The 13,956-nt window shown below is 39.2% G+C and carries 13 protein-coding genes and 1 tRNA gene; 7 read left to right on the forward strand and 7 right to left on the reverse strand.

The features are described from left to right. Positions 1-10: 10 nt before the first annotated feature. The 4 genes from rplM to MMH89_RS03925 all read right to left on the reverse strand — a co-directional run bounded on the left by rplM (position 11) and on the right by MMH89_RS03925 (position 4,068). Positions 11-442 (reverse strand): 50S ribosomal protein L13, encoded by a 432-nt coding sequence (gene rplM, locus MMH89_RS03910; RefSeq protein WP_258568141.1) that lies wholly within the window; start codon positions 440-442, stop codon positions 11-13. A gap of 148 nt (positions 443-590) precedes the next feature. Next, positions 591-1,127: a hypothetical protein gene (locus tag MMH89_RS03915; RefSeq protein ID WP_258568142.1), complete on the reverse strand. Its 537-nt coding sequence runs from the start codon at positions 1,125-1,127 to the stop codon at positions 591-593. Positions 1,128-1,248: 121 nt separating this feature from the next. Beyond that, positions 1,249-3,360 (reverse strand): hypothetical protein, encoded by a 2,112-nt coding sequence (locus MMH89_RS03920; RefSeq protein WP_258568143.1) that lies wholly within the window; start codon positions 3,358-3,360, stop codon positions 1,249-1,251. Between the two features lie 114 nt (positions 3,361-3,474). Beyond that, positions 3,475-4,068: a hypothetical protein gene (locus MMH89_RS03925; RefSeq protein ID WP_258568144.1), complete on the reverse strand. Its 594-nt coding sequence runs from the start codon at positions 4,066-4,068 to the stop codon at positions 3,475-3,477. Here MMH89_RS03925 and MMH89_RS03930 point away from each other — a divergent pair. Beyond that, complete coding sequence (locus tag MMH89_RS03930) at positions 4,042-4,731, forward strand: folate-binding protein YgfZ (protein ID WP_258568145.1); 690 nt, start codon at positions 4,042-4,044, stop codon at positions 4,729-4,731. The two genes, MMH89_RS03925 and MMH89_RS03930, sit on opposite strands and share 27 nt — an antisense overlap. On the opposite strand, the gene lysS is transcribed toward MMH89_RS03930, so the two are convergent. From lysS to MMH89_RS03945, 3 genes are all read right to left on the reverse strand, one after another. Continuing rightward, positions 4,697-6,190 carry a lysine--tRNA ligase gene (lysS, locus tag MMH89_RS03935; RefSeq protein ID WP_258568146.1) on the reverse strand — a complete coding sequence of 498 codons (1,494 nt, stop codon included), beginning with the start codon at positions 6,188-6,190 and terminating at the stop codon, positions 4,697-4,699. The two genes, MMH89_RS03930 and lysS, sit on opposite strands and share 35 nt — an antisense overlap. 2 nt (positions 6,191-6,192) lie before the next feature. Continuing rightward, on the reverse strand, positions 6,193-7,278 hold the full coding sequence (gene prfB, locus MMH89_RS03940; RefSeq protein WP_309477204.1) for a peptide chain release factor 2: 1,086 nt from the start codon (positions 7,276-7,278) through the stop codon (positions 6,193-6,195). A gap of 62 nt (positions 7,279-7,340) precedes the next feature. Beyond that, positions 7,341-7,413, reverse strand: a tRNA-Lys gene (locus MMH89_RS03945). A gap of 108 nt (positions 7,414-7,521) precedes the next feature. Here MMH89_RS03945 and MMH89_RS03950 point away from each other — a divergent pair. Genes MMH89_RS03950 through MMH89_RS03975 form a run of 6 tightly spaced genes read left to right on the forward strand, consistent with a single transcriptional unit; the run spans position 7,522 to position 13,943 of the window. Then, positions 7,522-8,820 carry an NfeD family protein gene (locus MMH89_RS03950; protein ID WP_258568148.1) on the forward strand — a complete coding sequence of 433 codons (1,299 nt, stop codon included), beginning with the start codon at positions 7,522-7,524 and terminating at the stop codon, positions 8,818-8,820. Then, complete coding sequence (locus MMH89_RS03955) at positions 8,813-9,574, forward strand: slipin family protein (protein WP_258568149.1); 762 nt, start codon at positions 8,813-8,815, stop codon at positions 9,572-9,574. The genes MMH89_RS03950 and MMH89_RS03955 overlap by 8 nt, the downstream gene beginning before the upstream one ends. Before the next feature lies 1 nt (position 9,575). Further along, positions 9,576-10,511, forward strand: coding sequence for a GIN domain-containing protein (locus MMH89_RS03960; protein WP_258568150.1), 936 nt, complete (start codon positions 9,576-9,578; stop codon positions 10,509-10,511). Further along, complete coding sequence (locus tag MMH89_RS03965) at positions 10,504-11,316, forward strand: exodeoxyribonuclease III (protein WP_258568151.1); 813 nt, start codon at positions 10,504-10,506, stop codon at positions 11,314-11,316. Before MMH89_RS03960 ends, MMH89_RS03965 begins: the two co-directional genes overlap by 8 nt. 7 nt (positions 11,317-11,323) lie before the next feature. Then, positions 11,324-12,544, forward strand: a complete 1,221-nt coding sequence (locus tag MMH89_RS03970; RefSeq protein ID WP_258568152.1) for a multidrug effflux MFS transporter — start codon at positions 11,324-11,326, stop codon at positions 12,542-12,544. A 13-nt stretch (positions 12,545-12,557) separates the two neighbouring features. Further along, on the forward strand, positions 12,558-13,943 hold the full coding sequence (locus MMH89_RS03975; protein ID WP_258568153.1) for a hypothetical protein: 1,386 nt from the start codon (positions 12,558-12,560) through the stop codon (positions 13,941-13,943). Positions 13,944-13,956 lie beyond the last annotated feature (13 nt).

A 13,956-nucleotide genomic window follows, 5' to 3' on the forward strand; every position in this document is an offset into this window, starting at 1 on the left:
TACGCTCACCTTAATCTATTTCAACTTGCTCTGGGTTTTGAGCAGCATGTGCATGCTCACTACCTGGGAACACTCTTAACTTAGTCAATAAATGTGCACCATGTTTATTCTTGGGCAACATTCTTTGTACTGACTTTAAAATCACCTGATCAGACTTATTTTTGATTCTGTCTGCAACAGCTTCTTCTTTAATCCCACCTGGGTAACCTGTATGCCAGTAAAACTTTTTATCTTTACTGGTACAAACTACTTTGTCTGCATTGATGACAACTACATGAACACCTAAGTCAACGCCTGGCGTAAACCTAGGGTTGTCTTTACCCATTAGCATGGTAGCAATCTGGGTTGAAGCTCTTCCTAATACTTTTTTATTTAAATCAACAAGCACCCATTTAGCTGGGACATCACTTGTTTTTGCATGATAAGTTCTTAAGTTACTCATTTAAAACACCTTCTAAATAACAATATGTCATATTCTTAATAGGCCTATACTATACGAGACATCCCCTACTTACAAGCAATTTTTGAAAAATATCACAAAAAATAATGAACTGTCACACAAAAGACCATTCCTTCTTTAGAGCCAACCCTTATTTAGAGGTACCACCTTCAATTAATGTACCCATATTTTCAACTTCAGCGGCTTGTACTGAACTCTCTGCAGGCGCTTTAAGCAAATGCATCGCTTGAGCCAGTTTACGCTTATCTTCTTTAGTTGCCTTATATCCTGTTAACTTATTATCAACTGCACTTAAATAAGCCCAAGTTGACCATGTTGCCAGAGGGCTTCCGTCTTTAAATTTAAAATTTGTCCAGCCTTTATCTTTCAAAAATTCGACTAACTCAATAGATGAGCTCAATGTTTGCACAGACAATACTTCATTAGACACATAAGCCTTTTCGTTAAGGCCCCTACTCATCTTAACAACAGCCGGATCTTTACCCTGTGGTGGGTAATATGCAATCATCCAGCCACTTCCTGTTTCAAAATAGGCAGGATTCCCTAAATCACCGGTATTAATCTCTCCTTTTAACCCTTTATTAACTGGTTTATTCTCTAGCTCAATATAACCAAAATTATCAAGCAACATATTTACTATGTTTGAATCACCCTGTTTTGAAGCCATTGTTTAAATCTCCTGATCTCTTAAGATAATCATAACAAATTTATTATTAGACATCACTAGAAACTGCAAATAGCTAAAATAGCACATCACACTTGAGTATTACTGATTAAAAATAATCTAATTATCTTTTAATGGCCCGATAGAAATCACTAACCAGTTCACGCTGAGTTTCTGTTAAATTTTCAGATTCATAGCACGCCTGTATCCTATCTCCACGGGCTATCCAACTAGACTTTACGGCAGCAGAATCTGCACATGAATACGCATGCACAAAACATAACTCCATCGCATCCACAACTATACGTGGCGAAATAGGATATGATTTTTGAAAACCAGATACTACTATCGATTGGTAATAGCTATGTAACCTATCAAATGCATTGGACAGCAATGCTTGAGCCTTATTTTTCATAGATAATGCTAGACTCAAAATAACCAACTGTTTGGAAGACTTCATGGGTGAATTCACAAAAAACACCGCAATATTTTTAACCGATTCTTCAACTAACCCACCAGACTTTTGAGCTAAAATACTATAGTCCTCAGATCTTATAGCTTTAATTCCCGAAGCTTCACTCCCAAATAATCTAGCACGCCCTCTGAGTATTTTAGCATCTATATCACGCAAACATAAGCCCGACATCATCATGAACAATTGTTCATAAGAAAGCATCCGAGCTGACTGCATATCAATCACCGAATCAACCAGCTCGGGTTCAAGTGTAGGTAGGTAATGGCAATAACCTAAAGGACTCTTAGCCATTAGAACCGTCATTCTAGCATCATTACCCTTCGGCGCTTTCTCAGCTACTGACTGAAAAACCCAACCCCGCTTATCATAAGTGCAGATGTATTGTTGGCAACCCTTCAAAAAGTATTTTGCAAGCTCTTTATTTACAAACTTATCAAGCATAGGTAAAGAAACAATGATTGAATTAATCAGCTGCTCCTCACAAAAGCTAACCGATCGAATGAGCAAATAATCGAATAAAGCACATATGCCTGCAAAACATTCCTCACCTATAGACGACTTAACTCCTCTAACCTCTGCGAAAAACTGACCAAGCAATATTGCTCCGAAAGACTCATGCATAAAAGCTCTTTCTACCCCACGAAAACACATGAATGTATTCCAATAATCACTATGATCACATAAAAAGATTAGTGCATTTCTAAAGTTCAAGCTTTGCTTAATACGCTTTCTTGAAAATGACGCTTCCCCTAGAACAAACGCACGTATCAATCGCTTAGCCCCAACCCGGCACCAGTAATATTTCACTTTATCCACGGTGGTAACGTTATCTTTATTATAACCAAACATTGCATCTACTAACATCGATACCTCAAACTCAGCAAAACATTTGGACTGCTTATTAACAAAGTCTCTTACTACTTTCAGATCAGCGTTATCGGCCTTAAAGCTACTAATCTGCAATGAAAGCAATTGATCTTTTGCACCCTCATAAAGCTTGTGCCTTGCTTCATTAACAGCACAGGATTTTCGTATCGCCTTAGCTAAAATATCTACATCTTTATTGATCTTATCTCTAGCAACTGAGCATAGACTAACAGGTGAAGCCTTTACTTCAGTCACTACTGTTTCTGCAGCAGCCCCACCAAGGGTTTCAGCATCCGAAACAACGTCGGTTGCAGACGGCCCCTCCTCAACGATGGAGCTTACTGTTAGTAACTCCTGAATATTACGATTAAATAGCTCAATCCTGGGGTCAGTACTATTAGGATTTTGAATGGAATTAAGCTGATCCAAGCACTGAACAACAGCTTGAGCACCAGCTAAACGCTGATCAATCGGCTTTAAATAAAGCGCCTGCTCTAACAACTCGTAATTCTTCTCCAAACTTTCACAAGCATCAAACCAACCTTGACTGAGATCAACCATAACGGAGCGATAAAATGCTTGCCCCTGTGATAACACACTCGCTATATCTAAACCATCAATCGCATCAACTTTTCTATCATTTTCAAACAGATGAACCTCCGCATGATCCATAGACAACTGGTAATACATTCGTACCTTTATATTATCCGCTTTAGACAAAACAAGTGTATAATGAACAGGCGCCAACATTTGCGCACTACGCGCATAAAACTTATCAACCCTCAAATGCTCATCATCAGAACCAATTAATATATATTTTTCTTTTTTTAAAACACGATACCCATTAAAAACACCCTGAAGCGTTAGTGCATAATTGTATAAACCACTTTCCACGATTAGACCTTTCTTATTTTAGTTATCTAAAAATAACACATTGAAATTAAAATTTACACAAAAAAACATAGTTAAGAACCGTAATTACCCAACCAAGAACCTTAGCACGCCCTATTATTTATCATGATTAAAATTAACAAACTGACTTTCTAACACACTCGATTGATTGGCCTGACGCACTAAGTGTCCCACCCAGAGGTTTGGGTCCTTACTATACCTAACCATCCAGGCTGGCGCAGATGAATGTAAATTATGCTGAGCAAACACACCTGCCCACCCATTTAGAAACCCTTGAAACACACCCCCTACCTGTTCTATTCGCATCGCACCGAGCGCAGGGCTCATAAAACAGCGCGCATCGATCACAATGATCTGCTTAACCGATGGAACACTTGCAACCTGGGAGATCAACTCTTGTACATTATCACACCAAAAACAGGGGAAAAATATAACAACAGTCTCTTTTGAGGCTTGTAACACTGATTGGCGGCGATACTGCCAGCCCCTGTACCAAGCCAAGTGAGGTTCATACACATGCCGAAATGGCCTCAACCCCACCAAGGACGGCGCCATAAAATAAAAAGACTGATTACCCGCTGTTAACGCTAAATAATCTGAAACCCAGGCCCTGAATGCTACACTCAAACCCTTAAACAGGTATTTATGAGGTAAAGCAGCAGAGTGATTTGTAAACTCAACACCATTCAAGATAAAGCACCTTTTATAAAACTTGATTTTAATAGCATACAAACTAAAATAAAAAAACGAAACACCTATAAACATATTATGCTCAGCCAAATCACTATTTCAGAAGGGTTTGATACGATACAACGCATCATCACTCAAGACATCAATACCCCATCACCCGTCATTAGCTGTATTTGTAACCACCAAGGTAAAGTAACACAACGCTTTTGGTTATCTCGGAAAAAAACACAACTCGTCTTATGGATTGAAGAAGAAAGCCAAGAGCAACTCCTGAATGCACTCAAACACTACGACATACAGGAAACATTAAAAATTCAAGATATCAAGTGCGTATCTCACCAAAGCACAGAAATAATCTCTGAAGAAAACTGGCCCATAACATTAATCAAAAATAAGATAATTACAATAACTCCAGAACTTATCAACCAACATACACCCTTCGCTCTCGGGTTAATTGAGCATAACGCCATCTGTTTTGAAAAAGGGTGCTTCATTGGTCACGAGCCTATTGCTCGTGTTAAGTATAGAGGGAAAAGCAAAAAATCGCTAACCTACACACAATCAAAAGAACTTCCCAGCACAGCTGTTAATTGTTACCATGATGGTGAAAACTACCATTCATTATCGATTACTCTGAATCAGAAGGCTCCACATGCTCTTTAGGACGTAATGTCGGAAACATAATAACATCCCGAATCGATGTACACCCAGTCAAGATCATTGCTAATCGGTCTATACCAATCCCCTGACCAGCAGTAGGTGGCAAACCATGCTCTAAGGCAACGATATAGTCATCATCAAAATACATCGCCTCATGATCCCCTGATTGCTTTTTAGATACTTGCTCCTTAAAACGCTCAGCTTGAATACTTGGATCATTTAACTCTGAGAACCCATTAGCAATCTCTTGACCCGCAATAAACAATTCAAAACGATCTGCATATTTAGGATCCGCATCACTGGGTCTAGCTAATGGCGAAGTCCTAGATGGATACTGCGTAATAAAGGTTGGCTGAATCAAAGTTGACTCCACTGTCTCTTCAAACAAATAGAGCTGTAGCTCTTCGATATGCTCTGTCTCAAGCGTTCCAATATCTAATGATGCTATATATGATTTCAATGCCCCTATATCTGCTAAATCTTCTTTTGAAAGCTGATCATGTGCCTGTAAAATCGCATCATCCATTCTTAACCTTCGGATTGGCTGTGTTAAATCAATCAATTGATCATTAAATTCAACCTGACCTGTTGCTAACAGTTCACTTGCAATGACTTTAAACAGCTGCTCTGTTAACACCATTAAATCTTCATAGTTCGCATACGCCTGGTAAAATTCAAGCATAGTAAACTCAGGGTTATGACGTGTAGACAACCCCTCATTCCTAAAGTTACGATTAATTTCAAATACACGTTCAAAACCACCGACGACTAAACGCTTAAGAAACAGCTCAGGGGCTATTCTTAAATACAACGGAATATTTAACGCATTATGGTGCGTTTCAAAGGGCCTAGCTACCGCTCCACCCGGTATGGATTGCATCATTGGTGTTTCAACTTCTAAATAATCCTGACCTACAAAGAAGTCTCGAATAATTTGAATCAGCTTAATTCTCTTTTTAAATACTGATCGAGATTCTTCATTAGCAATCAGGTCTAGATAACGCTGGCGGTACTTCACCTCTTGATCTACAAGCCCATGAAACTTATCGGGCAAGGGTCTAAGTGCTTTTACCAACAGGGTCGTCTCACTAATCCATAACGTTAGCTCACCCATCTTGGTGTAAAAAGCATGCCCTTTAGCATAAATAATATCTCCCAGGTCCCAGTCCTTAACCTGACCAAATGCAGCCTCACCCACATCATTCATTCGGAGGTATATCTGCAACTGACCCGATCGATCCTGCAGTGTAAAAAATGCTGCTTTACCCATCACTCTTGAAGTCATAATACGACCACATACTTCGTATATTCGCCCCTCTACAATCTCTTCTGGACTTGGGTTCTCTGCTAAAACTTCAGAAAACACATGTGTTGGTTTCAAATGATTAGGGTAAATAGGTCCAGCTTCTGCCAATACAGCTAGCTTTTCTTGCCTGACTTGGCACTGATCAACATTTGACATAATTACTCCTCATTTTTTGATTGTTGGTTGGCTGCTTGTTGCAAGCTAGCTCTGATAAATGGATCAATTCCCCCATCTAACACACTTTGTGTATGGGATACTTCCACCCCAGTTCTTAAATCTTTAATTCTTGACTGATCAAGCACATATGAACGAATTTGCTGCCCCCAAGTTATCTCATCTTTTTTGTCTTCTAAAGCTTGTTTTTCTTGGTTCTGCTCATCTAATGCGAGTGAATGCAACTTAGCTTGCAGCTGCTTCATTGCATTAGCCTTATTCTTGTGTTGAGAACGCTCAGCTTGACACTGAACAACAACGCCACTGGGCAAATGAGTGATTCTAACCGCGGAATCAGTAGTATTAACATGCTGCCCACCCGCGCCACTTGAGCGATATGTATCGATTCTCAACTCTGATGGATTAATATCAACCGCAACCGTATCATCAATTTCTGGATAAATAAAAATAGAAGCAAATGATGTATGCCTTCTATTTCCACTATCAAAAGGTGACTTCCTAACCAAACGATGCACCCCACTTTCAGTTTTTAACCAACCAAATGCGTAAGGCCCTTCAAATAATAAGGTAGCACTCCTAATACCTGCAACATCACCCTTCATAATTTGTGTCACACTAACACTAAAACCGTGGGTCTCAGCCCATCGCATATACATCCGCATCAACATCTGTGCCCAATCTTGCGCTTCTGTACCCCCTGAACCAGACTGAATATCCATATATGCATAACGCATATCCTGATCACCTGAAAAAAAGCGTTGCATTTCCATATCATGCACATCTTTAGCCATTGATTTTACTTCATCCGTCAACTGGCTTTTAGTCTCATCATCTTCCTCAAAAGATAATAACTCCAGGAACTCATACGCAAGTGCAATACGTTCTTCTAGCTCTTGCAAATTGGATAAAAAATGACTTAACTGTTTATGCTCAGCAGTAGCCTTTTTGATTTTATCAGGGTCCTTCCACCCCTCAGGATCTTCAATAATTCTTTTACATGCAGCAATTTTTGACTCTATTTGAGGTAAGTCAAAGATACCTCCTGATCTCGAGCAGCGTACGCTCAGAATCTTTTATGCTGTCTAATAACTCTAAGTTTGTCATGTTTAATTTGAAGAATTTAGAAATTGATTGGGTCGTGTGCGACTCGAACGCACGACCAGCGGATTAAAAGTCCGATGCTCTACCAACTGAGCTAACGACCCAAATTCAAATGAATTCTACTGATATTTTACCAAAAGATCAATTAATTTTGAAAAAATATATCATCTTTTAACTAAGTCCTTTAAAATGGATTGAATGGAGTTACTTGAATGATACATTTTTTACAACGGATGGCGCTACTTGCTGTATGTATAGCTTCATCGCTCTCTATTGCAAACACTGCTTATTTCATTGAAGTAGATGGAGCAATTACCCCACCAACCCTGTCATTTATTGAAGAATCAATAGCAACGGCTAAGCAGGATAATGCTACTTGCTTAATTATCGTATTAAATACACCAGGCGGATTATTAAATACAACACGTGACATTATTGAAGCCATTCTGTCTAGTCCAGTTCCTGTCGTTACTTATGTACACCCACAGGGTGCACGCGCTGCTAGTGCTGGTACATTTATTCTATATGGCTCACATCTTGCAGCCATGTCTCCCGGAACCCACTTAGGTTCTGCAACACCAATTTCCTTAGGCGGTGATGATCAACAGCAAGGTCCTGCAGCCAGTAAAAAAATAATGAATGATACACTTGCCTATATTGAGTCACTTGCAAACTACCACGATAGAGATGTTAAGTTTGGTCAACAAGCGGTAAAAGAGGCAATCAGTATCACAGATCAAACTGCTTTAAAACGCGGAGTTATTGAGGTCATTGCTAGCGACCTAAATGAATTACTATTAAAAATAGATAATCAGCGTGTTCGCATGACTGATGACTACATTAGACTCGATACCAAAGACGCGACGCTTAAACAGCTAGAGCCCAGCACAAAAAATAGGATTTTATCCACAATCAGTGATCCAACCATCGCTTATTTAATGCTGATGGCTGGCATCTATGGTTTACTCATTGAGTTCTTTAACCCTGGGAGCGTCGTTCCTGGCACAATCGGTGCTGTTTGCTTACTCATCGCAAGCTATAGTTTACAAATTCTTCCTATTAATTATGCTGGAATTGGGCTCATTCTTCTTGGTTTTACATTTTTAACAGCAGAGGCCTTTATCCCTAGCTTTGGTATTTTGGGTCTGGCAGGCATTATCTCTATTTTAGTTGGTGCCTTTTTCGTATTACAAGCACCCGTCTGGGCAATTCCCAACCTCTGGGTCTTTGGTCTATCATTAGCAGCACTCATACTTGGATTCACCTGGCTTGTAAAAATCAGTTTACGCGCTCATTTAAACAAGCCTGTATCTGGGACAGAATCCTTACTAAATAGTACTGTTACGGTACTCCGCATCATGCCACAGCATCTTGAGGTTAGAGCTCAAGGTGAAGTATGGCGTGCTAAAATGAGGGGTAATACCGAAATAAATACTGGCGATACAGCTACAGTTATTGCCACCGATGGTCTAACACTTATACTTATCAAACAGGAGCACAACCATGAATGACATCAAAATATTATCATTTTTACTGTTAGGGTTTTTACTATTCCTATTTTTATCTACCTTCATTAAAATCCTAAAAGAGTATGAACGAGGCGTTGTTTTCATGCTAGGAAGGTTCTGGCGAGTTAAAGGGCCTGGACTTGTAATACTGATTCCATTTGTGCAAGTCATGACCCGAATTGAATTGAGAACAATGGTTATGGATGTACCGACTCAAGATGTAATTAGCAAAGATAATATTTCGACCCGTGTAAATGCGGTTGTTTACTTTAAAGTTGTTGACCCTCAACGCGCAGTGATACAGGTTGCTAACTTCATAGATGCAACGGGTCAACTGGCACAAACTACATTACGCTCCGTTCTTGGTGAACATGAGCTGGATGAAATGCTTAGTCAAAGAGAGGAGTTAAACTCTAGGCTAAGAAAGATACTCGACGAGCAAACAGACTGTTGGGGCATTAAAGTTACACAAGTAGAAATCAAGGATATCGACATTGACGAATCCATGCGTCGTGCTATTGCTAAGCAAGCTGAAGCTGAGCGTGATCGTCGAGCAAAAGTTATCCATGCAGACGGTGAATTACAAGCCGCTGAAAAACTCAGACAAGCTTCTGAAATTCTTTCTCTCTCACCTAGTGCGATTCAACTGCGCTACCTAGACACACTCAATAACATTGCTGGAGATAAAAGTTCCACAATTGTCTTCCCGCTACCTATGGATATATTGAATAAACTAACTGGTACAGAGGTCAAATAATATGAAACACTATTTGTATACCACATTGCTAATTTCAGGGCTTAGCTATGCTGCTATTCCTACTCTTGGACCTCAAACCAACAGTAAGTCAGCTCATTTTGAGCATGAACATGAGCTCAGCGACTCCTTTCAAAGTATTAGTGTAGATGGAGACATAACACTTGACATTTCTAACGGACCACAAAGCGTAGTAAGCTACTCAGCTGACAACACCCCTCCTAACCTTGTTATAGAAATTAGTGAGGATACACTTTATATTGCTCCCAAAAGTGAAAATAAAAATTGGTTTTCAATATTTAACTGGCGCTCAACTGATGATAGAAAAAATAAAAAAATAAAAATTACACTCCCTCGGTTAGACTCACTTCGTATGCATGGAGTGAGCTATGCAAATATTGAATCACCTATGTCTATCAAAAAAATCAGCTTATCAGGTGCCAGCCAAATTAATATGGATACTCTTTTTTCAAAATCATCACTTGAAATCAAGCTGCGAACATATACTAAATTTAATGCTCAAAAAATTGAAGGGGCCCACATCAGCTTAAGCCAATCTGGAACCTCTACATTCAATGTAAGCTCACTCACCGCTGACTCATTTATTTCTAAAGCCCATGGGCAATGTGTGCAGCATATTTCAAAGCTTGACTCAAACCTCTATGAAATAGCACTCACAGAACAAACCAGAAGTGATATAGATAACAGTAAGAATAAAGTTGTGAATGCAAAACTTCATGGCACAGCACTTTTTAACATTGGCTCTTTAAAAACCAACCAACTTAATGCAACGATGAGTGGGTCAAGTTCACTTGAAATTATGCAAGGAAATGCTGGCGAGTCTAATATCTCGCTTCACAACAATGCATCGCATCACTTTGAAAGCTTTAAAGCAGGAAAACTTAAGTTGATTAATACAACTGGCAATAAAATTGAATAACCAAAAAATTACTACTTTAAATCTAAATGGTATACGTAGCGCTCAATCTAAAGGGCTACAAGACTGGGTTGAGAAATATGATCCAGACATTATATGCGTACAAGAAACTAAAGCACAAATTGAAAAACTGCTTCCCGAACAGTACACACTCCCTGGATATTTCCACACCTTTTCATGTGCAGAAAAACCAGGATATAGCGGCGTAGGCATCTATTCTAAAGTAAAGCCCAAAAATACAATCCATACCTGTGGACTAGGATGGGCTGACCGTGAGGGTCGGTTTATACTGGCAGAATTCGCGCATATTAACACAAAAGTTGTATCGCTATATCTGCCTTCTGGAACCAGTGGTGCGCATAGACAAGATTTAAAGTATGAGATGATGGACTATTTATATCAGAACCATCTTAGCGACTGGATCGCTAATAATGAATCTGTAATCATTTGTGGTGATTGGAATATTGCACACACACCTATGGATATAAAGCGCGCCAAGCAAAACGAAAAAAACTCGGGCTACCTACCTGAAGAACGCGCGTGGCTCAGCCAAGTGTTAAAGCTAGGTTACATTGACACATTCAGAGCATGTAACCCTGATGATGAAGTTTATTCATGGTGGTCATTTAGAGGGCAAGCGAGAAAAAATAATGTAGGATGGAGAATTGATTATCAGATTGCTACCCCTGCATTAAAGGACCATATTATATCTTCATCTATTGATAAAGATCCTTTGTTGTCTGACCATGGCCCCATACGTAATGAATACCATATAGACGTTATAACTGATACTGTATCAACCATATAGGAATACCATGACTAAATGGCACTATAATCAAACTCAAACCCTACTTATACTCACACCTCTCGTTGCTTTATTTGCGTTAGGTTTAGATGTATATATCCCAATTGTTCCTGACCTAGCTACAGCATTTAACCAGCCACATAGTTTAATGCAGCTCACACTATCGGGGTACATGCTAACTTGTGCACTTGGGCAAATATTAGCAGGCCCTTTATGTGACCAAATAGGTAGAAGAAAAGTAGCTATCTACTCTCTCTCTATATTTATCATAGGATGTATTATTGGGATATACACCCACAACCTACTCACTTTGATTCTAGCTCGTATACTACAATCGATTGGCGCATCTGGCACCTTTTTATGCGCCTATGCTACTGTACGTGATCTATATCCCAAACCTGAAGATAGTGCTGCGATTTATAGCTATATTAATGTCTGTATCTCTCAATCCCCTATTTTTGCGCCCTCATTAGGCGCTTATATTGCATTAAACTATGACTGGCATGCTGTTTTTGCACTCTTACTGATCATTGGTGCTTTAACACTCATCTTAACAACCCTTAGTTATCAAGATACAACTCCTGAGTATGTAGAGCCCAACCTTAGACGTATCTTAGCATCCTATAACACGGTAGTTACTCACCCTGGGTTCTTAGCTTATACTGCATCTGCTGCATGTGGCATGGCTACCTTTTTTATGTTCTTTTCACAATCTCCGTATATCATTATGAATATACTTGGTTATTCAAAAAATCAGTTTGGCATATTTTTTGGTCTAGTTGGATTTTCATTTTTTCTAGCCAGCCTTTTTACACCAAAAGCATGCAAAAAATTAGGCGTTCACGCTTGTGTAGAATTAGGTTGCAGTGCAATGAATGTTGGTGCTGTATCATTGATTATAGGTTACCAACTATATGGCACAACCATCATAGGTTTTATTGGCCCAATTGCGATTGCCATTATTGGAGCAGCATTGACCATAGGCGCTGGAATGGCTGGCACTATGGAGCCATTTGGGAAAATAGCAGGGACTGCATTTTCAGCTGTAGGCTTTTGTAAATTCTTTCTATCAGCCTCTCTAGGGCTGTTACTGATGCAATTTGATACTACCCCGCAAATACTCGGATTAATTATACTTATTACAGCAACACTCTCACAAGCAGTTTGTTTTTACTATCGTGATACACTATGCCAATACCGTCTCACATACACACCCACAGAATATGAATAAGGGAAAATAAATCATGAGCATTGGATTCTTCGACCGCCTACCTTCACTAAAAACGCTTTTAACAGGTAATATCAAACAAGATGACTTTCAAGAAGCACTCCGCTTATATCATTTTATATTTGAGCCCGAAACAAATAATACACTTGATATAACATCTTTAAATGAACAGTTAAGACAAAAAATTAGAGATGCTTATGGAGAAGATTTCTTCATAGACAACATTGATCTTGTGGATGAAGCATTCAGAACACAGTGCCAACTAGGGACTAAAGCATTTTTTGAGCAGGTAAAAATAAAGTATAAAAAAGATATGCCATTTCGTCTTGACTCGCCCATAGGAGCTTTTTTAAATCAAACCACTGCGTTAGAAGGTTATCTAGAGTCAATAGATATGACACCGGAGGATCGCTTACGAATAAACTTAATGGTTGATATACAACTCGAAAAAACCAAAGGATTTGAAACCGAGACTGCCATCAAAACAGTTTTATTAAGAAAAATTTGCAGAAAAGTAATTGATAAACTACCCAATACAAGAGATGAAGACCTCACTTCTGAATCTAAAGCGCATCCTGTACAGACGAGTGGCATCCGCAATAATTGCATATACCATGCAACTGCACTGAGCATATTTGAGCAGTTTTCTCAATCTAAGTTTGACCCTGCCCTAATAGAGCAAGTACTTGGGGACTTCTCTCATGCCTTTAATAAGCGGCATGGAACAAAACTCACAAATTATGAAATAGTCAAATGGATAAGAGACCTATCTAACAACAACATAGATCCAAAAGTAGTCCAAGCAGCAATTGCACCCACCATGAGAGAATATGTACATCAATATGCTACAAGAATAGATCCAAACCATAATCCAGTTTGCGGATCTGAGAGCCACCAAATTATGTCTATACTCGCATTCACTTATTGTGCGCGCATTAAAGTAGAGCGGACTGATGTCAATAGCGATGCCCATGCAGAAATGTCATCATGCACTTATCTCCCTCATGAAGATGAGTTGGGATACATACCGACTGCAGAGCTCAAGCCCAAACACTTTAAACCTCAAGTAACCGTCCAGGTTAAAGGGAATTACCTTGCTAACCATTTCACGGCACTGTGTAGCTCAGATTGCTATTCCAACTACCACACCCACCAAAATGGAAAGTGGTTTAAACAACAATACACAGATCTAAGCGCTGGGACTGATCCTATGATAAAAGCAACTCAACGGTCGATTTTACATTGGAAACATGGCGCTGATTTAATCAACACTCAGTTCAGCAATAGCATGGAAAAAACGCTACTTAACTTATTGATGATTATATCTATAGTAGGAATAATACCCCTTATCTTGCATAGTAGAGAAACCACCCCTGAAACAGGCAATAGTCTCAACCCATAACTACCCCCTCATT

This window comes from Candidatus Comchoanobacter bicostacola (assembly GCF_024172705.1).
Lineage (GTDB): Bacteria > Pseudomonadota > Gammaproteobacteria > Comchoanobacterales > Comchoanobacteraceae > Comchoanobacter > Comchoanobacter bicostacola.

Bases quoted from the DNA above. Each gene is read 5' to 3' on its own strand.
- rplM (WP_258568141.1), bottom strand. From the start codon at position 442: ATGAGTAACTTAAGAACTTATCATGCAAAAACAAGTGATGTCCCAGCT.
- MMH89_RS03915 (WP_258568142.1), bottom strand. From the start codon at position 1,127: ATGGCTTCAAAACAGGGTGATTCAAACATAGTAAATATGTTGCTTGAT.
- lysS (WP_258568146.1), bottom strand. From the start codon at position 6,190: ATGTCAAATGTTGATCAGTGCCAAGTCAGGCAAGAAAAGCTAGCTGTA.
- MMH89_RS03950 (WP_258568148.1), top strand. From the start codon at position 7,522: ATGATACATTTTTTACAACGGATGGCGCTACTTGCTGTATGTATAGCT.
- MMH89_RS03955 (WP_258568149.1), top strand. From the start codon at position 8,813: ATGAATGACATCAAAATATTATCATTTTTACTGTTAGGGTTTTTACTA.
- MMH89_RS03960 (WP_258568150.1), top strand. From the start codon at position 9,576: ATGAAACACTATTTGTATACCACATTGCTAATTTCAGGGCTTAGCTAT.
- MMH89_RS03970 (WP_258568152.1), top strand. From the start codon at position 11,324: ATGACTAAATGGCACTATAATCAAACTCAAACCCTACTTATACTCACA.
- MMH89_RS03975 (WP_258568153.1), top strand. From the start codon at position 12,558: ATGAGCATTGGATTCTTCGACCGCCTACCTTCACTAAAAACGCTTTTA.